Origin of the sequence: Paraburkholderia phenazinium, from assembly GCF_900142845.1 — a bacterium.
In the GTDB taxonomy this organism is placed as follows: Bacteria; Pseudomonadota; Gammaproteobacteria; order Burkholderiales; family Burkholderiaceae; genus Paraburkholderia; species Paraburkholderia phenazinium_A.
Genome location: NZ_FSRU01000002.1, coordinates 3,458,339 through 3,484,055, shown reverse-complemented (window position 1 = coordinate 3,484,055; position 25,717 = coordinate 3,458,339). Strand labels below are relative to the sequence as shown.

General features: G+C 59.0%; 15 protein-coding genes, 6 tRNA genes and 3 rRNA genes. 3 read left to right on the top strand and 21 right to left on the bottom strand.

What is annotated here, in order from left to right; all coding sequences use genetic code 11:
* The 21 genes from rpoC to BUS12_RS32550 all read right to left on the bottom strand — a co-directional run bounded on the left by rpoC (position 1) and on the right by BUS12_RS32550 (position 23,308).
* Positions 1-4,239, bottom strand: a complete 4,239-nt coding sequence (gene rpoC, locus BUS12_RS32650; protein ID WP_074301414.1) for a DNA-directed RNA polymerase subunit beta' — start codon at positions 4,237-4,239, stop codon at positions 1-3.
* Positions 4,240-4,260: 21 nt separating this feature from the next.
* Positions 4,261-8,367 (bottom strand): DNA-directed RNA polymerase subunit beta, encoded by a 4,107-nt coding sequence (rpoB, locus tag BUS12_RS32645; RefSeq protein ID WP_074301413.1) that lies wholly within the window; start codon positions 8,365-8,367, stop codon positions 4,261-4,263.
* A 369-nt stretch (positions 8,368-8,736) separates the two neighbouring features.
* Positions 8,737-9,108 (bottom strand): 50S ribosomal protein L7/L12, encoded by a 372-nt coding sequence (rplL, locus tag BUS12_RS32640; protein ID WP_035554731.1) that lies wholly within the window; start codon positions 9,106-9,108, stop codon positions 8,737-8,739.
* 63 nt (positions 9,109-9,171) lie between these two features.
* Positions 9,172-9,675: a 50S ribosomal protein L10 gene (gene rplJ, locus BUS12_RS32635; protein WP_074301412.1), complete on the bottom strand. Its 504-nt coding sequence runs from the start codon at positions 9,673-9,675 to the stop codon at positions 9,172-9,174.
* 301 nt (positions 9,676-9,976) lie between these two features.
* The gene (gene rplA, locus BUS12_RS32630; RefSeq protein WP_074301411.1) at positions 9,977-10,675 is read right to left on the bottom strand and encodes a 50S ribosomal protein L1; all 699 of its coding nucleotides are present in this window, start codon (positions 10,673-10,675) and stop codon (positions 9,977-9,979) included.
* Positions 10,676-11,107, bottom strand: coding sequence for a 50S ribosomal protein L11 (rplK, locus tag BUS12_RS32625; RefSeq protein WP_074262715.1), 432 nt, complete (start codon positions 11,105-11,107; stop codon positions 10,676-10,678).
* A gap of 163 nt (positions 11,108-11,270) precedes the next feature.
* Positions 11,271-11,828 carry a transcription termination/antitermination protein NusG gene (gene nusG, locus BUS12_RS32620; protein WP_007180147.1) on the bottom strand — a complete coding sequence of 186 codons (558 nt, stop codon included), beginning with the start codon at positions 11,826-11,828 and terminating at the stop codon, positions 11,271-11,273.
* A gap of 1 nt (position 11,829) precedes the next feature.
* On the bottom strand, positions 11,830-12,210 hold the full coding sequence (gene secE, locus BUS12_RS32615) for a preprotein translocase subunit SecE (protein WP_074301410.1): 381 nt from the start codon (positions 12,208-12,210) through the stop codon (positions 11,830-11,832).
* 35 nt (positions 12,211-12,245) lie between these two features.
* Positions 12,246-12,321 (bottom strand) — tRNA-Trp (locus BUS12_RS32610).
* Between the two features lie 64 nt (positions 12,322-12,385).
* A complete protein-coding gene (tuf, locus tag BUS12_RS32605; RefSeq protein ID WP_074262708.1) occupies positions 12,386-13,576 on the bottom strand; it encodes an elongation factor Tu in 1,191 nt (396 codons plus the stop codon).
* Between the two features lie 62 nt (positions 13,577-13,638).
* Positions 13,639-13,713: transfer RNA gene (locus BUS12_RS32600), tRNA-Thr, on the bottom strand.
* A 16-nt stretch (positions 13,714-13,729) separates the two neighbouring features.
* Positions 13,730-13,803 (bottom strand) — tRNA-Gly (locus tag BUS12_RS32595).
* A gap of 42 nt (positions 13,804-13,845) precedes the next feature.
* Positions 13,846-13,931, bottom strand: a tRNA-Tyr gene (locus tag BUS12_RS32590).
* 146 nt (positions 13,932-14,077) lie between these two features.
* Positions 14,078-14,191: ribosomal RNA gene (rrf, locus tag BUS12_RS32585) — 5S ribosomal RNA — on the bottom strand.
* 169 nt (positions 14,192-14,360) lie between these two features.
* Positions 14,361-17,239 (bottom strand): 23S ribosomal RNA (locus tag BUS12_RS32580).
* Positions 17,240-17,579: 340 nt separating this feature from the next.
* Positions 17,580-17,655 (bottom strand) — tRNA-Ala (locus tag BUS12_RS32575).
* A 72-nt stretch (positions 17,656-17,727) separates the two neighbouring features.
* Positions 17,728-17,804 (bottom strand) — tRNA-Ile (locus tag BUS12_RS32570).
* A gap of 62 nt (positions 17,805-17,866) precedes the next feature.
* Positions 17,867-19,397: ribosomal RNA gene (locus tag BUS12_RS32565) — 16S ribosomal RNA — on the bottom strand.
* The 16S, 23S and 5S rRNA genes sit together here with 5 tRNA genes alongside, the layout of an rRNA operon.
* A gap of 466 nt (positions 19,398-19,863) precedes the next feature.
* On the bottom strand, positions 19,864-21,129 hold the full coding sequence (locus BUS12_RS32560) for an SGNH/GDSL hydrolase family protein (RefSeq protein WP_074301409.1): 1,266 nt from the start codon (positions 21,127-21,129) through the stop codon (positions 19,864-19,866).
* A 106-nt stretch (positions 21,130-21,235) separates the two neighbouring features.
* A complete protein-coding gene (locus BUS12_RS32555) occupies positions 21,236-22,858 on the bottom strand; it encodes an NAD(P)/FAD-dependent oxidoreductase (protein WP_074301408.1) in 1,623 nt (540 codons plus the stop codon).
* 144 nt (positions 22,859-23,002) lie between these two features.
* Positions 23,003-23,308, bottom strand: a complete 306-nt coding sequence (locus BUS12_RS32550) for a DUF2628 domain-containing protein (protein WP_074301407.1) — start codon at positions 23,306-23,308, stop codon at positions 23,003-23,005.
* A gap of 178 nt (positions 23,309-23,486) precedes the next feature.
* On the opposite strand from BUS12_RS32550, the gene paaA reads away from it, so the two are divergent.
* From paaA to paaC, 3 genes are all read left to right on the top strand, one after another.
* The gene (gene paaA, locus BUS12_RS32545; RefSeq protein WP_074301406.1) at positions 23,487-24,485 is read left to right on the top strand and encodes a 1,2-phenylacetyl-CoA epoxidase subunit PaaA; all 999 of its coding nucleotides are present in this window, start codon (positions 23,487-23,489) and stop codon (positions 24,483-24,485) included.
* A 110-nt stretch (positions 24,486-24,595) separates the two neighbouring features.
* Complete coding sequence (paaB, locus tag BUS12_RS32540; RefSeq protein WP_367117672.1) at positions 24,596-24,892, top strand: 1,2-phenylacetyl-CoA epoxidase subunit PaaB; 297 nt, start codon at positions 24,596-24,598, stop codon at positions 24,890-24,892.
* 5 nt (positions 24,893-24,897) lie between these two features.
* Positions 24,898-25,701: a 1,2-phenylacetyl-CoA epoxidase subunit PaaC gene (gene paaC, locus BUS12_RS32535; RefSeq protein WP_074301405.1), complete on the top strand. Its 804-nt coding sequence runs from the start codon at positions 24,898-24,900 to the stop codon at positions 25,699-25,701.
* The last annotated feature ends 16 nt before the right edge of the window (positions 25,702-25,717 follow it).

Sequence of the window (25,717 nt, the reverse complement as noted above, 5' to 3'; positions counted from 1 at the left end):
TTACTCGCCTGAGTGCTGCTGCTCGGCTGCCGGGGTTTCCGGTGTGCCGAAGTCGAATGCCTCTTCCGCTGCGATCTGATCGAAACGCTCGCGGTCGGACAGTTCCTTGCTCTTGCGTGCCTTGTGGAACGCGAGACCCGTACCGGCCGGAATCAGACGGCCGACGATCACGTTTTCCTTCAGACCGCGCAGATCGTCGCGCTTGCCCATAATCGCCGCTTCGGTCAGCACGCGGGTCGTTTCCTGGAACGACGCCGCAGAGATGAACGAATCGGTCGACAGCGACGCCTTCGTGATACCGAGCAAGACGTTTTCGTAGGTTGCCGGACGCTTGTCTTCCGCGATCATACGGTCGTTCTCGTCGAGCATATCCGACCGCTCGACCTGTTCGCCCGGGATGAAACGCGTATCGCCGTTGTCCGTAATCTGCACGCGGCGCAACATCTGGCGAACAATCACTTCAATGTGCTTGTCGTTGATCTTCACGCCTTGCAGACGGTACACGTCCTGCACTTCGTCCACGATGTAACGCGACAGCGCTTCGACGCCCTGCAAACGCAGGATGTCGTGCGGATCCGCCGGCCCGTCGACAATCATTTCGCCCTTGTTGACGACCTGACCATCGTGCACCAGAACCTGCTTTTCCTTCGCGATCAGGAACTCGTGCTGGTTGCCCTCGAGGTCCGTGATAACGAGACGCTGCTTGCCCTTCGTGTCCTTACCGAACGACGTCGTACCCGTGACTTCCGCCAGGATACCTGCGTCCTTCGGCGAACGTGCTTCGAACAGTTCCGCCACACGCGGCAGACCGCCGGTAATGTCACGCGTCTTCTGCGATTCGGTCGGGATACGTGCGAGCACTTCACCCACCTGCACTTGCTGACCGTCCTTCACGGTGATCAGAGCGCCGACCTGGAAGCCAATCTGCACCGAATGCTCGGTGTTCGGGATCTTGACTTCTTCGCCGTTCGCATCGAGCAGCTTGACCTGCGGACGCACCGTCTTCGACGCTTGCGAACCGCGGCGCTTCACGTCGATCACGACCAGCGTCGAGAGACCCGTCACATCGTCGATCTGCTTGGCAACCGTCACGCCTTCTTCGACGTTTTCGAACTTCACCGTACCACCGTACTCGGTGATGATCGGACGCGTCATCGGATCCCACGTGGCCAGTTGCGTGCCGGCCTTGATCTGCGCGCCGTCCAGTTGCAACAGCGTCGCACCGTACGGCACCTTGTGACGTTCACGCTCACGGCCGTGGTCGTCGGTGATCATCGCTTCGCCCGAACGCGAGATGACGATCTGCTCGCCCTTCGCATTCGTCACGTAACGCATCGTCGACGTGAAACGCACCGTACCGTTCGACTTGGCTTCGATCGACGAGGCCACTGCCGCACGCGATGCCGCACCACCAATGTGGAACGTACGCATCGTCAGCTGCGTGCCCGGTTCACCGATCGACTGAGCAGCGATCACGCCCACTGCCTCGCCGACGTTGACCGACGAGCCGCGGCCCAGGTCGCGGCCGTAGCAGGCTGCGCACAGGCCGTAACGCGTTTCGCAAGTCAGCGGCGTACGCACGCGCACTTCGTCGATGCCGAGGCGTTCGATTTCTTCGACCGCGTCTTCGTCGAGCAACGTGCCCGCTTCGTACAGCGTTTCCTGCGATTCCGGGTTGACGACGTCAGCCACCGCCACGCGACCCAGGATACGGTCACGCAGGGCTTCGACGACTTCACCGCCTTCGACCAACGCCTTCATGGCGACGCCGTTCGACGTACCGCAATCGTCCTCGACCACCACCAGATCCTGCGTCACGTCGACGAGACGACGCGTCAGGTAACCCGAGTTTGCCGTCTTCAGTGCCGTATCAGCCAGACCCTTACGTGCACCGTGGGTCGAGATGAAGTACTGCAACACGTTCAGGCCTTCGCGGAAGTTCGCCGTAATCGGCGTCTCGATGATCGAGCCGTCCGGCTTCGCCATCAGGCCACGCATACCGGCCAGCTGACGAATCTGAACTGCGGAACCACGCGCACCCGAGTCGGCCATCATGTAGATGGAGTTGAACGACTCCTGACGCGTCTGGTTGCCGTCGCGATCGACCACCGGCTCCGTCGAGAGCTGTTCCATCATCGCCTTGCCGACCGCTTCCGACGTTGCCGACCAGATGTCGACCACGTTGTTGTAGCGCTCTTGCGAGGTAACGAGACCCGACATGTACTGACGGTCGTATTCCTTCACCTTCTTCGCGGCGTCGCCGACGATCTGTTCTTTCTGCGGCGGCACGAGCATGTCGTCCACGCAGATCGAAATACCCGCGCGCGTTGCCAGACGGAAACCCGACTGCATCAACTGGTCGGCGAAAATCACCGTTTCACGCAGACCGCACTTGCGGAATGCGGTGTTGATCAGACGCGAAATTTCCTTCTTCTTCAGCGGCTTGTTCAGCACCGAGAACGGCAGGCCCGGCGGCAGAATTTCCGAGAGGATCGAACGGCCGACGGTCGTCGCATACAGCGTGATCTTCGGCACGAACTTCGGTGCACCTTCCGACTTGTCTTCGTTGTGGACCATTTCCGTGATCCGCACGTTGACGCGCGAGGCCAGCTCGACTTCCTTGTTCTCGTACGCACGCAGCGCTTCCGAGACGCCCGTGAACGTCAGGCCTTCGCCCTTGGCGTTCACAGCTTCGCGGGTCGCGTAGTACAGACCGAGCACGATATCCTGCGACGGCACGATCGACGGATCGCCGTTGGCCGGGAACAGGACGTTGTTCGACGCCAGCATCAGCGTACGCGCTTCCATCTGCGCTTCGAGCGACAGCGGCACGTGCACGGCCATCTGGTCACCGTCGAAGTCGGCGTTGAACGCCGCGCAAACGAGCGGGTGCAACTGGATTGCCTTACCTTCGATCAGCACCGGCTCGAAAGCCTGAATGCCAAGACGGTGCAGCGTCGGCGCACGGTTCAGCATGACCGGATGTTCGCGGATCACCTCTTCGAGGATGTCCCACACCACCGGCGTCTGGTTCTCGACTTCCTTCTTCGCGGCCTTGATGGTGGTAGCGACACCCATCACTTCGAGCTTGTTGAAGATGAACGGCTTGAACAGTTCGAGCGCCATCAGCTTCGGCAGACCGCACTGATGCAGCTTGAGCGTCGGGCCGACCACGATCACCGAACGGCCCGAGTAGTCCACACGCTTACCGAGCAAGTTCTGACGGAAACGACCGCCCTTACCCTTGATCATGTCAGCGAGCGACTTCAGCGGACGCTTGTTCGCGCCGGTCATGGCCTTACCGCGACGGCCGTTATCGAGCAGCGAATCGACGGCTTCCTGCAGCATCCGCTTTTCGTTGCGGACGATGATTTCAGGCGCCTTCAGTTCGAGCAGACGCTTCAACCGGTTGTTACGGTTGATCACGCGGCGATACAGGTCGTTCAGGTCCGACGTCGCGAAACGACCGCCGTCCAGCGGCACCAGCGGACGCAGTTCCGGCGGCAGCACCGGCAGCACTTCGAGCACCATCCAGTCAGGCTTGATGCCCGAACGCTGGAAAGCCTCGAGTACCTTCAGGCGCTTTGCGTACTTCTTGATCTTCGCTTCCGAACCCGTGTTCTTGAGTTCGGTGCGGAGCATCTCGACCTGTTCGTCGATGTTGATTGCGCGCAGCAGTTCGCGCACGCCTTCCGCGCCCATCTCAGCGCGGAATTCGTCGCCGTACTCTTCGACCTTGTTGTAGTAATCCTCTTCCGTCATGATCTGCCGCGCTTTCAGCGGCGTCATGCCCGGATCGATCACCACGTAGGCTTCGAAGTACAGCACGCGTTCGATGTCGCGCAGCGTCATGTCGAGCACCATGCCCAGACGCGACGGCAGCGACTTCAGGAACCAGATGTGCGCAACCGGCGAGGCCAGTTCGATGTGGCCCATCCGTTCGCGACGCACCTTTGCCAGCGTAACTTCAACGCCGCACTTCTCGCAGATCACGCCACGGTGCTTCAGGCGCTTGTACTTGCCGCACAGGCATTCGTAGTCCTTGATCGGCCCGAAAATCTTCGCGCAGAACAGGCCATCGCGTTCCGGCTTGAACGTCCGGTAGTTGATGGTTTCCGGCTTCTTCACTTCACCGAACGACCACGAACGGATCTTGTCCGGCGAGGCCAGACCGATCTTGATTGCGTCAAAAACTTCTTCTTGTTGGACTTGCTTGAATAGATCGAGCAGAGCTTTCATTGCTTTCTCTCCGTAGTCCGATTAGTTGCGGTCGAGGTCGATGTCGATGCCCAGCGAGCGGATTTCCTTCACCAGCACGTTGAAGGATTCCGGCATGCCGGCGTCGATCACGTGATCGCCCTTGACCAGGTTCTCATAGACCTTGGTCCGGCCAGTCACGTCGTCCGACTTCACCGTCAGCATTTCCTGCAGCACGTACGATGCGCCGTACGCTTCGAGCGCCCACACTTCCATTTCACCGAAACGCTGGCCACCGAACTGCGCCTTACCGCCCAACGGCTGCTGCGTCACGAGCGAGTACGGGCCCGTGGAACGCGCGTGCATCTTGTCGTCGACCAAGTGGTGCAGTTTCAGGTAGTGCATGTAGCCGACCGTCACCGTCCGTTCGAACATCTCACCCGTGCGGCCGTCATACAGACGCACCTGGTTCTTCGACGGCGTCATGCCGAGCTGCTTCGCGATGTCGTCCGGGAACGCCAGATCCAGCGCGCGCGACATTTCTTCTTCCGTTGCACCGTCAAACACCGGCGTAGCAAACGGAACGCCTTCGCGCAGGTTCTTCGCCAGTTCGACGATTTCGTCGTCCGTGAAGCTGTCCAGCTCTTCGGCGCGGCCCGACTCGTTGTAGATCTTGATCAGGAATTCGCGCAGTTCAGCGATCTTCGCCTGACGCTGCAGCATTTCGCCGATGCGCCAGCCGAGACCCTTCGCGGCCCAACCCAGATGCACTTCGAGAACCTGACCCACGTTCATCCGCGACGGCACGCCGAGCGGATTCAGCACGACGTCAGCCGGACGGCCATCGGCCATGTACGGCATGTCTTCGATCGGAACGATCTTCGACACCACACCCTTGTTACCGTGACGGCCGGCCATCTTGTCGCCAGGCTGCAGGCGGCGCTTGACTGCCAGATACACCTTGACCATCTTCAGCACGCCCGGCGGCAGTTCGTCGCCCTGGGTAAGCTTCTTGCGCTTTTCTTCGAACGCCAGGTCGAACTGGTGACGCTTCTGTTCGATCGAGTCCTTGATGGCTTCGAGCTGTGCCGCTGCTTCTTCGTCCGCGAGGCGGATGTCGAACCAGTGGTAGTGGTCGAGATCTTCCAGGTAAGCCTGTTCGATCTTCGTACCCTTCGCGAGCTTCTTCGGACCGCCGTTCGCGACCTTGCCGACGAGCATACGGGCGAGACGCTGGAACGCGTCGCCTTCCACGATACGCAACTGGTCGTTCAGGTCGAGGCGATAGCGCTTCAGTTCATCGTCGATGATCTGCTGAGCACGCTTGTCGCGCTGGATGCCTTCACGCGTGAACACTTGCACGTCGATGACCGTGCCGCTCATGCCGGACGGCACGCGCAGCGACGTATCCTTCACGTCCGAAGCCTTCTCACCGAAAATCGCACGCAGCAGCTTTTCTTCCGGCGTCAGCTGGGTTTCGCCCTTCGGCGTCACCTTACCGACCAGCACGTCGCCCGCTTCGACTTCCGCGCCGATGTAGACGATGCCCGACTCATCGAGACGGCCGAGTTGCACTTCAGCCAGGTTCGAGATGTCGCGCGTGATTTCTTCCGGTCCGAGCTTCGTATCGCGAGCAACGACGTTCAGCTCTTCGATGTGGATCGACGTGTAACGGTCGTCGGCAACCACCTTCTCCGAGATCAAGATCGAGTCTTCGAAGTTGTAGCCGTTCCACGGCATGAACGCGACCAGCATGTTCTGGCCGAGAGCCAGTTCGCCGAGGTCGGTCGATGCACCGTCAGCCAGCACGTCGCCGCGCGACACGATGTCGCCGACCTTCACGATCGGGCGCTGGTTGATGTTCGTGTTCTGGTTCGAACGCGTGTACTTGATCAGGTTGTAGATGTCCACGCCGACGTCGCCAGCAGCGGCTTCATCGTCGTTCACGCGGATCACCATACGGCCCGCGTCGACGTAATCCACCACGCCACCGCGGAATGCCTGAACCGTCGTACCCGAGTCGACTGCCACCGTGCGTTCGATACCCGTACCGACCACTGCCTTTTCAGGACGCAGGCACGGCACAGCCTGACGCTGCATGTTCGAACCCATCAAAGCGCGGTTCGCGTCATCGTGCTCGAGGAACGGAATCAGCGAGGCTGCCACCGAAACGATCTGCGACGGCGCCACGTCCATGTACTGGATGCGGTCCGGCGTAACCATCAGCGTTTCACCGGCTTCACGCGACGACACCAGTTCGTCGGTCAGCGAGCCGTCAGCAGCCACAGCCGCGTTCGCCTGAGCGATCACGTAACGGCCTTCTTCGATGGCCGACAGATAGTCGATCTGATCCGTCACCTTGCTGTCCACGACCTTGCGATACGGCGTTTCGAGGAAGCCGTATTCGTTCAGGTGCGCGTACAGTGCGAGCGAGTTGATCAGGCCAATGTTCGGACCTTCCGGCGTTTCAATCGGGCACACACGGCCATAGTGGGTCGGGTGCACGTCGCGGACTTCAAAGCCAGCGCGCTCACGCGTCAGACCGCCCGGGCCAAGAGCCGAAACACGGCGCTTGTGGGTGATTTCCGACAGCGGGTTGGTCTGGTCCATGAACTGCGACAGCTGCGACGAACCGAAGAACTCGCGAATCGCCGACGAGATCGGCTTCGAGTTGATCAGGTCGTGCGGCATCAGGTTTTCGCTTTCAGCCTGACCCAGACGTTCCTTCACCGCACGTTCCACACGCACGAGACCGGCGCGGAACTGGTTTTCCGCCAGTTCGCCGACACAACGCACACGGCGATTGCCCAAGTGGTCGATGTCGTCCACTTCGCCCTTGCCGTTACGCAGTTCGACCAGAATCTTGATCGTCGCGAGGATGTCGTCGTCTTGCAGCGTCATCGGGCCGACGATTTCGTCGCGGCCGACACGGCGGTTGAACTTCATACGACCCACCTTGGACAGGTCGTACGCGTCTTCGCTGTAGAACAGACGGTTGAACAGCGCCTCGACCGCTTCTTCGGTCGGCGGTTCGCCCGGACGCATCATGCGGTAGATGGCGATGCGAGCGGCCATCTTGTCCGCGGTTTCGTCGATACGCAGCGTCGACGAGATGTACGGACCTTGATCCAGATCGTTCGTGTAGAGCGTCTGGATGTCCTTGATCTTCGCTTCGCGCAGCTTTTCGAGGACGGTTTCGGTGATTTCGTCGTTCGCGTTGGCGATGACTTCACCGGTATCGCCGTCGACGACGTTCTTCGCCAGCACGCGGCCAAGCAGATAGTCTTCGGGGACCGAAATGAACTTCGTCTTCGCGTTTTCGAGGTCGCGAATGTGCTTGGCGTTGATCCGCTTGTCCTTCTGGACGATCACGTTACCGTCACGGTCCGTGATGTCGAAGCGCGCGACTTCACCACGCAGACGCTCCGGCACGAATTCCATCTGCGCGCCTTCCGGCATCAGCGTGAAATTGTCGAACACGAAGAAGTTTGCGAGGATCTGTTCCGGCGTGAGGCCGATGGCCTTCAGCAGGATCGTGACCGGCATCTTGCGGCGGCGGTCGACGCGGAAGTACAGCACGTCCTTCGGATCGAATTCGAAGTCGAGCCACGAACCACGGTAAGGAATGATACGTGCCGAAAACAGCAGCTTGCCCGAGCTATGCGTCTTGCCCTTGTCGTGTTCGAAGAACACGCCAGGCGAGCGGTGCAACTGCGAAACGATCACACGTTCCGTACCGTTGATGACGAACGAACCGGTCGGCGTCATGAGCGGAATTTCGCCCATGTACACTTCCTGCTCCTTCACTTCCTTGACGACCGGCTTGCTCGGCGATTCCTTGTCGAGCAGCACAAGGCGCACCTTCGCGCGCAGTGCCGAGCAGTACGTCAAACCGCGCTGCTGACATTCCTTGATGTTGAATGCCGGCGGCGACAGCATGTAGCTGACGAACTCTAGACGGGCGAAGCCGTTGTGAGAAACAATGGGGAAAACGGACGTAAACGCCGCTTGCAGGCCTTCCGGCTTGCGTTGCGTCGAGGACGTGTCGGCTTGCAGAAACGTGCTGAATGATTCAAGCTGGGTAGCCAGCAGGAAAGGTACTTGGTGAACGATGGGGCGCTTCGCGAAACTCTTGCGAATACGCTTCTTCTCGGTGAAGGAATATTGCATACGATCTCCGAATCACGGCGGGCATTGTTGTCGAGGCAGGATACCTTGATGAGACAACCCGAGTGTTCACCGACTGAGACCCGATGGCCGTCCGATGGCTTGAACGAGCCTAGAAGCTTGGTGGTTGGCCGCTACCAACCGCTGGCTGACGGCAGCGGATGCCTATGTTGCCCGCTACCCGACCAAACTTGCCTTCTGCAGTCGCTTCAGAAGACAAAGAGAAACGCCGGTCAATGTTGCCGAAAGGCGGTTTTCTTTGGCCTCTAGGGTTACGCTTTTGCCGAAACCACCGTGCAAAAACGTACTGCCCACAAAGCACAAAAAGGCCGGCGGTGGGAAACCGCCAGCCTTCGCACAGCGCGCCGAAACTTACTTGATTTCAGCTTTCGCGCCGGCTTCTTCCAGCTTCTTCTTGGCTTCTTCAGCTGCAGCCTTCGGTACCGCTTCCTTAACAGGCTTCGGTGCACCGTCAACCAGATCCTTCGCTTCCTTCAGGCCGAGACCCGTCAGTTCACGAACAGCCTTAATGACCGAAACCTTGTTCGCGCCGACTTCCGTCAGGTTGACCGTGAATTCGGTTTGCTCTTCAGCAACAGCCGCAGCTGCGCCAGCCGGGCCTGCCACTGCGACAGCAGCTGCCGACACGCCAAACTTTTCTTCGAACGCCTTAACCAGCTCGTTCAGTTCCAGAACCGACATCGAGCTTACCGCTTCGAGGATGTCTTCTTTTGCGATTGCCATTTGAAATACTCCTAAATTGAATTCGGATACAGCCAGCGATCAATCACGCTCGGCTGAAGTGCGTTACGCAGCGGTTTCTTCGCCTTGTTTCTTTTCTGCCAGCGCGGCCAGAGCGCGCGCAAAGCCGGAAACAGGTGCTTGCATAACGTACAACAGCTTGGAGAGCAGTTCTTCGCGGCTCGGGATGTTTGCCAGCGCTTGCACGCCAGCCTTGTCCATCACCTTGCCTTCGTAGGAACCAGCCTTGATGACCAACTTGTCATTGCTCTTGCCGAAGTCGTTGACGACCTTAGCAGCAGCAATTGCATCTTCCGAGATGCCGTAGATCAGGGGGCCAGTCATCTGCTCTGCCAGCGGAGCAAACGGGGTACCTTCGACAGCGCGGCGCGCCAGCGTGTTCTTCAACACACGAAGGTAAACCTGTTGCTCACGCGCTTTCGCGCGCAGCTTGGTCAGATCGCCAACCGCGATTCCACGATACTCAGCCAGAACCACGGTCTGGGCTTTCGCGACTTGCGCGGCAACCTCAGCGACGACGGCCTGCTTGCTTTCTTTGTTAAGTGGCACGGTTAACCTCCAGATTCGATACACGCAGCGTGCGCTTTGTGTACCGCGTTCAATAACGGCGTCCGACCAGTCAGGAGTATTTCTTCCGCTCACCGTCTACATTGCTGCAGACAACCAACGGCTTCATCACTACAAAACCTTTTCGGGTTCGCCATCTGCGTTGGCTTTACATTAAGGGTCGGCCTACCTGCTGCTTTCCCGCCAACGGTCTTTGACAACCGGCCGCAACATGCAAACTGCCATCTTGCGACCGCCCAAAGCCCATAAAACCGCCTCGATTCGCATCGAGGCGATGAATTTCTTACTGTGCTGCGAGCGATGCCTGGTCGACGCGAACGCCAACGCCCATCGTGCTCGACAGCGCGACCTTACGCAGGTACACACCCTTGCTCGTTGCCGGCTTCGCCTTTTGCAGCGCTTCGACGAGAGCAGCCAGGTTGCTGCGCAGAGCCGTCGGCTCGAACGAAGCACGGCCGATGGTGGCGTGGATGATACCGGCCTTGTCGACACGGAATTGCACCTGACCAGCCTTGGCGTTCTTCACAGCCGTCGCGACGTCAGCCGTGACGGTGCCGACCTTCGGGTTCGGCATCAGGCCACGCGGGCCGAGGATCTGACCGAGCGTACCGACAACGCGCATCGTGTCCGGCGAAGCGATCACGATATCGAAGTTCAGGTTGCCGGCCTTGACTTGTTCAGCCAGGTCTTCCATACCGACGATTTCGGCGCCGGCTGCACGAGCCTGCTCAGCCTTTTCGCCTTGGGCAAACACAGCCACGCGGACCGACTTACCGGTACCAGCCGGCAGCACGACCGAGCCACGAACCACTTGGTCCGACTTCTTCGCGTCGATGCCGAGTTGCACAGCAACGTCGATCGACTCGTCGAACTTCGCGCTTGCGCACTCTTTCACGAGCGACAGCGCTTCGTCGATCGCGTACAGTTTCTGGCGATCAACCTTGTTTGCAAATGCTTGCAGACGCTTCGAAAGCTTAGCCATTTACACGCCCTCCACGGTGATGCCCATCGAGCGGGCGCTACCAGCGATCGTACGGACCGCTGCATCCAGGTCAGCTGCCGTCAGATCGGGCATCTTGGCCTTAGCGATGTCTTCAGCTTGAGCGCGCGTGATCTTGCCGACCTTGTCGGTGTGCGGCTTTGCCGAACCCTTATCGATCTTCGCTGCCTTCTTGATCAGAACCGTAGCCGGCGGCGTCTTCAGAACGAACGTAAAGCTCTTGTCGGCGAAGGCGGTGATCACGACCGGAATCGGCAGACCCGGTTCCATTGCTTGAGTCTGCGCGTTAAACGCCTTGCAGAACTCCATGATGTTCAGGCCACGCTGGCCCAGTGCCGGACCGACCGGCGGCGACGGGTTGGCTTTACCTGCAGGAATCTGCAGCTTGATAAAGCCGATGATTTTCTTTGCCATGTTGAAAACCTCGTTGGAACGTTGCACGACTACGTGCGGACGTTCAGTGAGTAGTAGCGCGCGTTCGCCTAAAGCTGGCTACTGACGCTCCTCAACGGCCATTACGCGGACCGTAAGCGCGAAATACGGAACGCGCCGTTAGGCGCGCTCCGCAGAATCCTGATTACAACTTTTCGACCTGACCGAATTCCAGCTCGACCGGTGTTGCACGACCGAAAATGGTGACAGATACACGGACGCGCGACTTTTCGTAGTTCACTTCCTCGACGCTGCCGTTGAAATCCGTGAACGGACCGTCCTTGACGCGAACCATCTCGCCGACCTCGAACAGGGTCTTCGGGCGCGGCTTCTCAACGCCTTCCTGCATCTGCGACATGATCTTCTCGACTTCCCGCGGGGAAATCGGGCTAGGACGATTGCGCGCACCGCCCACGAAACCTGTCACCTTTGCCGTGTTCTTCACGAGGTGCCACGTTTCATCGGTCATTTCCATCTCGACGAGCACGTAGCCCGGGAAGAAACGACGCTCGGTCACCGACTTGTGACCGCCTTTGACTTCTACCACCTCTTCAGTCGGCACCAGGATCTGGCCGAACTGGTCCTGCATGCCTGCACGCTCGATGCGCTCCTGAAGCGCACGTTGCACGCTCTTCTCCATGCCGGAGTAGGCGTGCACCACGTACCAACGTTTTCCACTCGGGGATGCCGGAGTATCGCTCATATCATTTCCAACCCAGAATCGCCGAGAAAATCGCCCATTCAATGGATTTGTCGCAAATCCAGAGAAACACCGCCATGATGAACACGAAAGCGAACACCACGAGAGTTGTTTGCGTCGCCTCTTTACGAGTCGGCCAGACAACCTTGCGGACTTCTTTGTACGAGTCCTTGGCGAATGCGATGAAACCCTTACCGGGCGCGGAGAGAAGTCCGACTGCAACACCCGCGATGACGCCAACAGCCAAGGCGGCTCCGCGGACGTACCATTCCTGGCTACCCAGCCAGAAGAACCCCACGAACCCGGCCAAGACCAACAATACACCCGCAGCGAGCATCAGCTTGTCGCCGGAGGTATTTACAGTTTCGACGGAAGGATTCGCCATAACACCTTAACGAGCGCCCTATACGGCGCGAGAGTTGGCAGGGGCAGAGGGAATCGAACCCCCAACCTTCGGTTTTGGAGACCGACGCTCTGCCAGTTGAGCTATACCCCTAAACCATTTTGGGGTTGACGACACCGCCAACCCCGAAACTTCTAATCAACGAGTACTGGCTGGCTTACTCGAGGATCTTGGCAACGACACCTGCGCCGACGGTACGGCCACCTTCACGGATGGCGAAGCGCAGACCTTCTTCCATCGCGATCGGGTTGATCAGCTTCACCGTGATCGACACGTTGTCGCCCGGCATGACCATTTCCTTGTCCTTCGGCAGCTCGATCGAGCCCGTCACGTCCGTCGTACGGAAGTAGAACTGCGGACGGTAGTTGTTGAAGAACGGCGTGTGACGGCCGCCCTCGTCCTTGCTCAGCACGTACACTTCTGCCGTGAAGTGCGTGTGCGGGTTGATCGAACCCGGCTTCGCCAGAACCTGGCCACGCTCCACGTCTTCACGCTTCGTGCCGCGCAGCAGGATACCCACGTTGTCGCCTGCCTGACCTTGATCCAGCAGCTTGCGGAACATTTCCACGCCCGTGCAGGTCGTCTTCACCGTCGGCTTGATACCGACGATTTCGATTTCTTCGCCGACCTTCACCACACCGCGCTCAACCCGGCCCGTCACCACCGTGCCACGACCCGAGATCGAGAACACGTCTTCCACCGGCATCAGGAACGCACCGTCAACTGCGCGCTCCGGCGTCGGGATGTACGTGTCCAGCGCGTCGGCCAGGTTCATGATCGCCACTTCGCCCAGCTCGCCCTTGTCGCCTTCCAGCGCCAGCTTGGCCGAACCCTTGATGATCGGCGTGTCGTCGCCCGGGAAGTCGTACTTCGACAGAAGTTCGCGAACTTCCATCTCGACCAGCTCCAGCAGCTCAGCGTCGTCCACCATGTCGCACTTGTTCAGGAACACGATGATGTACGGAACGCCAACCTGACGCGCCAGCAGAATGTGCTCACGCGTTTGCGGCATCGGGCCGTCAGCGGCCGAGCACACCAGGATTGCGCCGTCCATCTGTGCCGCGCCCGTGATCATGTTCTTCACATAGTCAGCGTGGCCCGGGCAGTCAACGTGCGCGTAGTGCCGGTTAGCCGTTTCGTACTCGACGTGCGCCGTGTTGATCGTGATGCCGCGCGCCTTTTCTTCCGGCGCTGCGTCGATCTGGTCATACGCCTTCGCTTCGCCGCCGAACTTCGCGGTCAGCACCGTCGTGATCGCTGCCGTCAGCGTGGTCTTGCCGTGGTCAACGTGACCGATCGTGCCGACGTTCACGTGCGGCTTGGTCCGCTCAAACTTACCCTTGGCCATTTTCGACTCCTAAGAGGATTATCCGTACGTTGCGCCGCGCGCAAACAATCACCGAGTACTTCTGGTGCCCATGGGCAGGATCGAACTGCCGACCTCTCCCTTACCAAGGGAGTGCTCTACCACTGAGCCACATGGGCGCTACATCTTCGTTACTGGAGCGGGTGAAGGGAATCGAACCCTCGTCGTAAGCTTGGAAGGCTTCTGCTCTACCATTGAGCTACACCCGCAAGGATCTTTTCGATTCCCAACTACTACTTCAGCATGCATTCTGGTGGAGGAGGTTGGATTCGAACCAACGTAGGCGTAAGCCAACAGATTTACAGTCTGCCCCCTTTAGCCACTCGGGCACCCCTCCGCAGAGAACTGATGATTATGGGGGAAGAGCACTACAATGTCAAGCGTTGCTTGACCGCTCAAACCCGACAGCTCTCACTTATAAGCGTTTCCGTAAACGCACAAACCCCACCTTTGTTGGGTGGGGTTTGTGCTTGCTGCTAGGGAGCCTGACGATTACCTACTTTCACACGGGTAATCCGCACTATCATCGGCGTGGAGTCGTTTCACGGTCCTGTTCGGGATGGGAAGGGGTGGTACCGACACGCTATGGTCATCAGGCATGACTTGTTGCCGCACTGCTCATGGAGCAATACAGCCAATCGGGAAGAAGTAGTTTCTGGTGATGCCACCAGAGGGTGAAGCGGTTGGGGTTGTGTTGTTTCTGGCACAACACGTGATCACTCAACCGTGTGCGGGGTTCATCCGAACCACAAGACACACCTGTTATAGGATCAAGCCTTACGGGCAATTAGTATCAGTTAGCTTAACGCATTACTGCGCTTCCACACCTGACCTATCAACGTCCTGGTCTTGAACGACCCTTCAAGGGGCTCGAAGCCCCGGGGATATCTCATCTTAAGGCGAGTTTCCCGCTTAGATGCTTTCAGCGGTTATCTCTTCCGAACATAGCTACCCGGCGATGCCACTGGCGTGACAACCGGTACACCAGAGGTTCGTCCACTCCGGTCCTCTCGTACTAGGAGCAGCCCCCTTCAAATATCCAGCGCCCACGGCAGATAGGGACCAAACTGTCTCACGACGTTTTAAACCCAGCTCACGTACCTCTTTAAATGGCGAACAGCCATACCCTTGGGACCGGCTACAGCCCCAGGATGAGATGAGCCGACATCGAGGTGCCAAACACCGCCGTCGATATGAACTCTTGGGCGGTATCAGCCTGTTATCCCCAGAGTACCTTTTATCCGTTGAGCGATGGCCCTTCCATACAGAACCACCGGATCACTATGACCTGCTTTCGCACCTGCTCGACTTGTCGGTCTCGCAGTTAAGCACGCTTATGCCATTGCACTATCAGCACGATTTCCGACCGTACCTAGCGTACCTTCGTACTCCTCCGTTACACTTTGGGAGGAGACCGCCCCAGTCAAACTGCCTACCATGCACTGTCCCCGACCCGGATTACGGGCCAAGGTTAGAACCTCAAACAAACCAGGGTGGTATTTCAAGGTTGGCTCCACGCAGACTGGCGTCCACGCTTCAAAGCCTCCCACCTATCCTACACAGACCGGTTCAAAGTCCAATGCAAAGCTACAGTAAAGGTTCATGGGGTCTTTCCGTCTAGCCGCGGGGAGATTGCATCATCACAAACACTTCAACTTCGCTGAGTCTCGGGAGGAGACAGTGTGGCCATCGTTACGCCATTCGTGCAGGTCGGAACTTACCCGACAAGGAATTTCGCTACCTTAGGACCGTTATAGTTACGGCCGCCGTTTACCGGGACTTCAATCAAGAGCTTGCACCCCATCATTTAATCTTCCGGCACCGGGCAGGCGTCACACCCTATACGTCCACTTTCGTGTTTGCAGAGTGCTGTGTTTTTATTAAACAGTCGCAGCCACCAGTTTATTGCAACCCCTTCACCCTTCTGGCGCAGGCCAGTCAGGCTACAGGGGCGTACCTTATCCCGAAGTTACGGTACCAATTTGCCGAGTTCCTTCTCCCGAGTTCTCTCAAGCGCCTTAGAATACTCATCTCGCCCACCTGTGTCGGTTTGCGGTACGGTCTTGTTAAACTGAAGCTTAGAGGCTTTTCTTGGAACCACTTTCAGTTGCTTCTTCACCTAAGTGAATGGCGCCACACCCTTGAATTCCGTGCCCGGATTTGCCAAAGCACCTTCTCCAATGCAGCGACCGGGACTTCCAACACCCGGACAACCTTCCGCGATCCGTCCCCCCATCGCATTTAACAATGGTGCAGGAATATTAACCTGCTTCCCATCAGCTACGCATTTCTGCCTCGCCTTAGGGGCCGACTCACCCTACGCCGATGAACGTTGCGTAGGAAACCTTGGGCTTACGGCGAGGGGGCCTTTCACCCCCTTTATCGCTACTCATGTCAGCATTCGCACTTCCGATACCTCCAGCACACTTTTCAATGCACCTTCGCAGGCTTACGGAACGCTCTCCTACCATGCACATAAATGTGCATCCGCAGCTTCGGTATATTGCTTAGCCCCGTTACATCTTCCGCGCAGGACGACTCGATCAGTGAGCTATTACGCTTTCTTTAAAGGATGGCTGCTTCTAAGCCAACCTCCTGACTGTTTTAGCCTTCCCACTTCGTTTCCCACTTAGCAATATTTGGGGACCTTAGCTGGCGGTCTGGGTTGTTTCCCTCTTGACACCGGACGTTAGCACCCGATGTCTGTCTCCCGTGATTGCACTCTTCGGTATTCGGAGTTTGCTATGGCGAAGTAATCCGCAATGGACCCTTCAACCATGACAGTGCTCTACCCCCGAAGGTGATACACGAGGCACTACCTAAATAGTTTTCGGAGAGAACCAGCTATTTCCAGGTTTGTTTAGCCTTTCACCCCTATCCACAGCTCATCCCCTAACTTTTCAACGTTAGTGGGTTCGGACCTCCAGTACGTGTTACCGCACCTTCATCCTGGCCATGGATAGATCACCTGGTTTCGGGTCTACACCCAGCGACTGAACGCCCTGTTCGGACTCGCTTTCGCTACGCCTGCCCTAATCGGTTAAGCTTGCCACTGAATGTAAGTCGCTGACCCATTATACAAAAGGTACGCCGTCACCCCTTGCGAGGCTCCGACTGTTTGTATGCATGCGGTTTCAGGATCTGTTTCACTCCCCTCCCGGGGTTCTTTTCGCCTTTCCCTCACGGTACTGGTTCACTATCGGTCGATCACGAGTATTTAGCCTTGGAGGATGGTCCCCCCATCTTCAGACAGGATTTCACGTGTCCCGCCCTACTTGTCGTACACCTAGTTCTTCCTCGCTGCTTTCGTCTACAGGGCTATCACCTGCTATGGCGGCACTTTCCAGAGCCTTCGACTAACAATGAAGATAAAGAGTACAGGCTGGTCCCATTTCGCTCGCCACTACTCTGGGAATCTCGGTTGATTTCTTTTCCTGCGGCTACTTAGATGTTTCAGTTCGCCGCGTTCGCTTCGCATGACCTATGTATTCAGTCATGGATACTCCATTCGGAGTGGGTTTCCCCATTCGGACATCTACGGATCAAAGCTCGTTTGCCAGCTCCCCGTAGCTTTTCGCAGGCTACCGCGTCCTTCATCGCCTGTGATCGCCAAGGCATCCACCACATGCACTTGTTCGCTTGACCCTATAACGGGTGTGTCTCCTGTCGCATCCACTGGGAATGCAACGCTTGCCACAACCGCTACAGGTTGAGTATTCGTGTTGCGCCGTATTCCAAAGCAATCTTTCGATCACTTAAAAATACATTGATACAATCACAACCCTGATTCACCTACTCAACCACCCATCTCTAAGTGATCTTTCGTGAATCTCTTTACTACTTCTTCCTGATTGTTAAAGAACGACAGCCGATATCGCGGTTGCTATAACCGCGTATCACTCTGACTGGCTCAATCGCCAATGCTTGTTTCACTGCACCGCAAACATCTTTCAATGTTCGCTGCAGACAAACCAGCATTGAGGATTGGTGGAGGATGACGGGATCGAACCGACGACCCCCTGCTTGCAAAGCAGGTGCTCTCCCAGCTGAGCTAATCCCCCAGTCATACACAGATAACTTCATCTGTCTTGATACCCAGGGGTGATCGGTTAGCGCAGCCACCGCAGAAACAGTGGTGGGTCTGGATGGATTCGAACCATCGACCCCCGCCTTATCAAGACGGTGCTCTAACCGACTGAGCTACAGACCCCTGAGTCTGTCTTTTTCACAGCCGATAAGCGTGAGCGCTCAACTTGAACACGTGAGCTCGAGAAAGGAGGTGATCCAGCCGCACCTTCCGATACGGCTACCTTGTTACGACTTCACCCCAGTCATGAATCCTACCGTGGTGACCGTCCTCCTTGCGGTTAGACTAGCCACTTCTGGTAAAACCCACTCCCATGGTGTGACGGGCGGTGTGTACAAGACCCGGGAACGTATTCACCGCGGCATGCTGATCCGCGATTACTAGCGATTCCAGCTTCACGCACTCGAGTTGCAGAGTGCGATCCGGACTACGATCGGTTTTCTGGGATTGGCTCCCCCTCGCGGGTTGGCGACCCTCTGTTCCGACCATTGTATGACGTGTGAAGCCCTACCCATAAGGGCCATGAGGACTTGACGTCATCCCCACCTTCCTCCGGTTTGTCACCGGCAGTCTCCCTAGAGTGCTCTTGCGTAGCAACTAGGGACAAGGGTTGCGCTCGTTGCGGGACTTAACCCAACATCTCACGACACGAGCTGACGACAGCCATGCAGCACCTGTGTATCGGTTCTCTTTCGAGCACCCCCACCTTTCAGCAGGGTTCCGACCATGTCAAGGGTAGGTAAGGTTTTTCGCGTTGCATCGAATTAATCCACATCATCCACCGCTTGTGCGGGTCCCCGTCAATTCCTTTGAGTTTTAATCTTGCGACCGTACTCCCCAGGCGGTCAACTTCACGCGTTAGCTACGTTACCAAGTCAATGAAGACCCGACAACTAGTTGACATCGTTTAGGGCGTGGACTACCAGGGTATCTAATCCTGTTTGCTCCCCACGCTTTCGTGCATGAGCGTCAGTATTGGCCCAGGGGGCTGCCTTCGCCATCGGTATTCCTCCACATCTCTACGCATTTCACTGCTACACGTGGAATTCTACCCCCCTCTGCCATACTCTAGCCCGCCAGTCACAAATGCAGTTCCCAGGTTAAGCCCGGGGATTTCACATCTGTCTTAGCGAACCGCCTGCGCACGCTTTACGCCCAGTAATTCCGATTAACGCTTGCACCCTACGTATTACCGCGGCTGCTGGCACGTAGTTAGCCGGTGCTTATTCTTCCGGTACCGTCATCCACCCCGGGTATTAACCAGGATGATTTCTTTCCGGACAAAAGTGCTTTACAACCCGAAGGCCTTCTTCACACACGCGGCATTGCTGGATCAGGGTTGCCCCCATTGTCCAAAATTCCCCACTGCTGCCTCCCGTAGGAGTCTGGGCCGTGTCTCAGTCCCAGTGTGGCTGGTCGTCCTCTCAGACCAGCTACAGATCGTCGCCTTGGTAGGCCTTTACCCCACCAACTAGCTAATCTGCCATCGGCCGCCCCTGTAGCGAGAGGTCCTAAGATCCCCCCCTTTCCTCCGTAGAGCGTATGCGGTATTAATCCGGCTTTCGCCGGGCTATCCCCCACTACAGGACACGTTCCGATGTATTACTCACCCGTTCGCCACTCGCCACCAGGGTTGCCCCCGTGCTGCCGTTCGACTTGCATGTGTAAGGCATGCCGCCAGCGTTCAATCTGAGCCAGGATCAAACTCTTCAGTTCAATTCCTGTTACTGTTTTCGGGCTCTTTCGAACCCGGTCGCTCACTCAACGTACTGACGATGATTACGCCTGTTTCTCAACAGGCTAACCTTCCTCTAATACTGTGTGAGACTTGATACTTTCGCTTCATGCCAGATTCCGAAGAACCTGACCCGCGTCGCCATCAAGCGCCCACACTTATCGGCTGTTAATTTTTAAAGATCGAGTCCGCATTCACCACCAAACCGGCACCGCACTTCAACTACCCGGCACCGCTTCGTTCTGCGTCGCTGCATCAGCAGCAGAGAAACGAGATTATGAAGAATCTTTTTCGCCTCGTCAACAACATTTTTTCGCTTTCGCTTAAAACCTGTTGACGCTACGGCCGCTGGTTCCCGCAGCGGCACTCGTTTACAAACGAGGAGCCGAATAGTAGGCGAACATCAGCCATATGACAAGGGTTTGACCGAAATGTTTTTTTGGCGAGTCATTTCCGAGTCGAATTGACTACCGCATCCAGCGGAACCGCGTCGGCCATTGCTGCATAACCCGCATCGCTTGGATGAATGTTATCGCCGCTGTCGTAGCCGCGCCGCAGGCGGCCGGGCTGCGCCGGATCGCGCAGCGCTGCGTCGAAATCGACCACGCCGTCCAGTGTCCGGGTCGTCCGAATCCACTGATTGACCGCCAGCCGGATGCCTTCGCGCTGCTGCGGCAACGCGGCAGGCGTAAGCGTCGCGCCGAATACCCGGACGCCATGACGATGCGCCTCGGCAATCACGCGCTGGTAGCCTGCGATCAGATCAGCCGCCGTCACGGACGTATGCGGGTAATCGCAATCCAATCCGGCCCGCGGCGGCATGGAAGAGAAGTTGATGTCATTAATGCCGATCAGCAGGATCGCCGTCTTCACCCCCGGGCGCTCAAGCACGTCCCGGCCGAAACGCTTGACGAGCGCATCGCCGTAGCAAGGCGAATCGCTGAGCAGACGGTTACCGCTAATGCCCAGATTGACGACCGCGGTCGACCGGATGCCTTCGCGCGCGAGCCGGCGCGCGAAGGCATCCGGCCAACGGTGATTCTCGTTCAGGCTCGAGCGCATGCCATCGGTGATCGAATCGCCGATCGCGGCGACGGCGGCCGAAGACGGCGCGTCCACTGAGAGACCCGTCACCCACGCAAACTGCGTGAAGCGCTGATGAAAGGCCCCGGACAGCGCATCGTCAGCGTGATTGCCAGGCAGCGAAACGTAATTGACCTGGTTCGACACGCGGTGCCACGCCACGAGGCGTTGCTCCGTCCCCATATAGGAGCTGATGGCGTACGGCGCCCCGGCGACAATCTCGAGCGCAACCGGGTCGCTGTCCAGTTCGCCGCCGGGCGGAAGCGTCACTGACTCCTTGCCGCCAAATGTCACGGCGACTCCACCGTCGCTTTGCGCGGCCCCACCCGCCGAGCGCGCAATGCGCAACGCCTCGACGACGAGCGGCGCCTTGCCGTATTCGTTGCTGAGGTGAATCCGCACAGCATTACCGGACAGCGTCGGATAGACGATTTGCCGAACCGTCCGCCCGGCCACATCCGGTGCCCGGTACAGCGGCGGCAAATTGGCCTGCTGAGGAATGGACTGGAGCGCAGTGGCCCACGTCGCGACCCAGCGCGATGGCGCATCGGCGGCAATGGCTGCCGGCGAAAGGGCGAATTGGGCAAGAAAGACGGCGCCGCACGCAGCGGCCAGAGTACGGAGGGTCATTCGGGGAAAGGGGCTGGAGGCAAAGCGCCCATTGTGCCCGATCGACCGCAGCGGGTGGCGAATGCACCCAAGGCCGCGATCTCAAACCCTGCCCCCTCCCGCGGACTCAGCCAGCGCGTCCCGACGTCATGCTCAGGGCCAACGCCTGTGCCACTTCGATCCCGTCGATCGCCGCGGAATAGATGCCGCCGGCGTATCCCGCGCCTTCACCGGCCGGATAAAGCCCCTCGACATTCATGCTCTGGTAGTCGTCCTTGCGACGAATCCGGATCGGCGACGACGTGCGCGTCTCAACCCCGGTCAGCACCGCGTCGTCCATGGCGAAACCGGCAATCTTCTTGTCCATCTGAGGCAGCGCTTCGCGAATCGCCTCGATGACATAGTCGGGCAACGCCGTGCTGAGGTCGGTCGGCGTCACGCCCGGCTTGTACGACGGCACGACTGAACCGAGCGAAGTAGACGGCCGCCCGGCAATGAAGTCCCCCACCCGCTGGCCCGGCGCGCAATAGTTTCGGCCGCCCAGTTGGAACGCGCGCTCTTCCCATTGGCGCTGGAACGCAATGCCGGCGAGCGGCCCGCCCGGGTAATCGTCCGGCGTGATGCCAACGACAATCCCCGCGTTCGCATTGCGCTCGGCCCGCGAGTACTGGCTCATGCCGTTGGTCACCACGCGGCCCGGCTCCGAAGTCGCCGCGACCACGGTGCCGCCCGGGCACATGCAGAAGCTGTACACCGCACGCCCGTTGCTGCAGTGATGCACCACCTTGTAGTCCGCGGCGCCGAGTTGCTTGTGGCCGGCAAACTTGCCGAAACGGCTGCGGTCGATCAGCCCTTGGGGATGCTCGATCCGAAAACCGAGCGAAAACGGCTTCGCTTCGATATAGACGCCGCGCTTATGCAGCATCTCGAAGGTATCGCGCGCGCTGTGTCCGACAGCCAGCACCACATGGTCGCAAGGCAGCGTCTCGCCGGTGGACAACTGCAGCGCCCGCACCTTGCCCTGCTCGATCTCGATGTCCTCGACGCGCGTCTCGAAGCGGACTTCGCCGCCCAGCTCGTGGATGGTGGCGCGCATCTTCTCCACCATGCTGACGAGGCGAAACGTGCCGATGTGCGGCCGGCTCAAATAAAGGATGTCCTCCGGCGCGCCCGCTTTCACAAACTCGTCGAGCACCTTGCGGCCGTAGTGATGCGGGTCCTTGATCTGGCTGTACAGCTTGCCGTCGGAGAAGGTCCCCGCGCCGCCTTCGCCGAACTGCACGTTGGATTCCGGATTGAGCACCGACTTGCGCCACAGGCCAAAGGTGTCCTTGGTCCGTTCCCGCACGGCCTTGCCGCGCTCGAGAATAATGGGGCGGAAACCCATCTGCGCGAGGATCAAGCCCGCAAACAGTCCGCACGGGCCCATGCCGATCACCACCGGGCGCGGCCCGGCCAGATGCTCGGGCGCCTTGGCGACAAAACGATACGCCATGTCAGGCGTCACTCCGCAATGCGGCACGCCCGCGAGGCGCTTCAAAGCCGCGGCTTCGTCCTTCACCTCGACGTCGACGATATAGGTCAGCTTGATATCGGCGCGCTTGCGCGCATCATGCGCACGGCGGAACACGCCGTAGCGGACGAGCCCGTCGGCCGCCACGCCGAGCTCGGCTAGACGCGCGAGAACCGCGGCATCGAGCGCGCTCTCGGGGTGATCGAGCGGGAGTTTGATTTCACTTAAACGTAACATGGGGACCGGGGATACTAGGGCGCACAATCGCAGCCAATCCGCGATTTTATAGGTTCTGCAGAGCCCCAGGGGCAGCAACGGCTGAGATCGGGAAGTCTGCGGCGTGCATTTCGCGTCGACGCAGAGCGAACCACCCCGCCGTTTTCAAGGCTGCGCCAAGGTCACGTAGCCCTTGCGCTCGAGATCGCGGCGATGCCATTGGTTCCCTCTCATGCCGCAATAGACCGCAAACAGGATGCTGAGCGCGAGGCTGATGACATCGGCCGTCAGGCCTGCAAAGCCGATCAAGCCGATCGCCAGGTCCGCCGCCAGCATCAGCAGCCCGACAAGCCACATTCTCTTCATCCATGCCCAGACGAAACCCAGCAGGAAAGCCGCCCAACTGAAACCGGTCCTGATCTCGACCGTCTCATTCCTCGCCGGGTGCCGCAAATAGATCCGCTCCGTCATCTCTGTTCCACCCCTGTATTAAGCAAGCGCGACGCGCAGCACGTCGCCGCCGGCCTCCACCGTAACTCATCTCTGGCGCCTGAACCTACCCCAAAATCATTCTCAAAAAAATCATTAACCGACCGGTCGGTTGGTTTATACTGCCGAACACAGACAACTTCGGACGAGAGCATTCGCCATGTACACGCAATCCCTCGACATTCCCGGCAACGTCGCCCCACTCGACGCGGCCGCCAGTTCGCCTGAGCAGGCGCGTTTCGACGCGATCATGGCCGCCGACGGCAAGATCGAGCCGCAGGACTGGATGCCCGACGCCTATCGCAAGACCCTGGTGCGGCAGATCTCGCAGCACGCGCACTCGGAAATCGTGGGGATGCTGCCCGAAGGCAACTGGATCACGCGCGCGCCGAGCCTCAAGCGCAAAGCGATCCTGCTCGCCAAAGTCCAGGATGAAGCCGGCCACGGCCTCTATCTATATAGCGCGGCAGAAACGCTCGCGGTATCGCGCGACCAGTTGATCGACGCCCTGCACGCCGGCAAAGCCAAATATTCGAGCATTTTCAATTATCCGACGCCTACGTGGGCGGATGTCGGCGTGATCGGCTGGCTGGTCGACGGCGCGGCGATCATGAACCAGATCCCGCTGTGCCGCTGCACCTACGGACCGTACGCCCGCGCGATGATCCGCATCTGCAAGGAAGAGTCGTTCCACCAGCGCCAGGGTTTCGACGCGCTGCTGTCCATGATGAAAGGCACCGAAGCGCAGCGCGAGATGGTCCAGCAGGCGGTGAACCGCTGGTGGTGGCCGGTCCTGATGATGTTCGGCCCGAGCGACAAGGACTCGATCCACAGCAACCAGTCGTCGCAATGGGGCATCAAGCGCATCTCCAACGACGATCTGCGCCAGAAATTCGTCGACGCCACCGTCGATCAGGCCAAGGTGCTCGGCGTCACGCTGCCGGATCCGGACCTGAAGTGGAACGAGGCACGCGGCCACCACGACTATGGCGACATCGACTGGGAAGAGTTCTGGCGCGTCGTCAACGGTGACGGTCCCTGCAACCGCGAGCGACTGGCTACCCGCGTGAAAGCCCACAACGACGGCGCCTGGGTTCGCGAAGCCGCCCTCGCGCACGCGGAAAAACTGCGTCAGCGCGCACAGCAGCAAGCCGCGTAAGCATCGCGGCGATCAGCTCAATCCAGGTAACGCCGGGTATTAGCCATCACCTATCCGGCACTAGCCGGCGCCACCCGGCAACAGCAGCGAAAGATTCAGGAGATCCGAGAATGGACAAGTCAATGAACAAGGAATGGCCGATTTGGGAAGTGTTCGTGCGCAGCAAGCAGGGCCTCGACCATAAGCATTGCGGCAGCCTGCACGCGGCCGACGCGCCGATGGCGCTGCGCATGGCGCGCGACGTCTACACGCGGCGCCAGGAAGGCGTCAGCATCTGGGTGGTGCCGTCCTCGGCGATCACCGCGTCCGATCCGCAGGACAAGGCGGAGCTGTTCGAACCGGCCGGCGACAAGATTTATCGCCATCCGACGTTCTACACGCTCCCCGACGAAGTCAACCACATGTAAGCGTCATGGACATCACGCCCCAACATCTTTCGTACGTTCTGCGCCTTGCGGACACCGCGCTGATCCTCGGTCAGCGCAACGCCGAGTGGTGCGGCCACGGCCCAGTCCTCGAAGAGGACATTGCGCTCGCCAACATGAGCCTCGACCTGATCGGCCAGGCCCGCTTGCTGTACACACATGCCGCGACGCTCGAGCACACGCTCACCGGCGCAAGCAAGAGCGAGGACGACTACGCGTATTTCCGCGCCGAGCGCGAGTTCGCCAACTACACGCTCGCCGAGTTGCCGCATTACGGGCCGCTCGCCGGCACCGCGCATGCGGACAAGGATTACGCGGTCACGATTGCGCGCAACTTCCTGTATGCGACGCTGATGGCGCATCTGTGGACAGCGCTCACGGCTTCGAGCGACGAGCAGCTTGCCGCGATCGCAGCGAAATCGATCAAGGAAACCCGCTACCACGTTCACCACGCGCGCGAATGGCTGATTCGCCTCGGCGACGGCACGGACGAATCGCATCGCCGTGCACAGGCCGCGCTCGATTATCTGACGCCCTACACGCGCGAGTTCTTTAGTGTGGATGCCGTGGAGGAGACCATCGCGGCGGCCGGCATCGGTCCGCTGACGGCCGATCTGCAAGCCGCCTGGGAGGAAGACGTGCGCGCCGCGCTCGACGAAGCCACGCTCTCGCTGCCGGAACCGGTGAAGCACATCACAGCCGGCAAGCATGGCGAGCATTCCGAGCACATGGGCTACATGCTCGCCGAAATGCAGAGTCTCGCGCGGCAACATCCCGGCGCAAGCTGGTAACCCCCGGAGCCTCGCA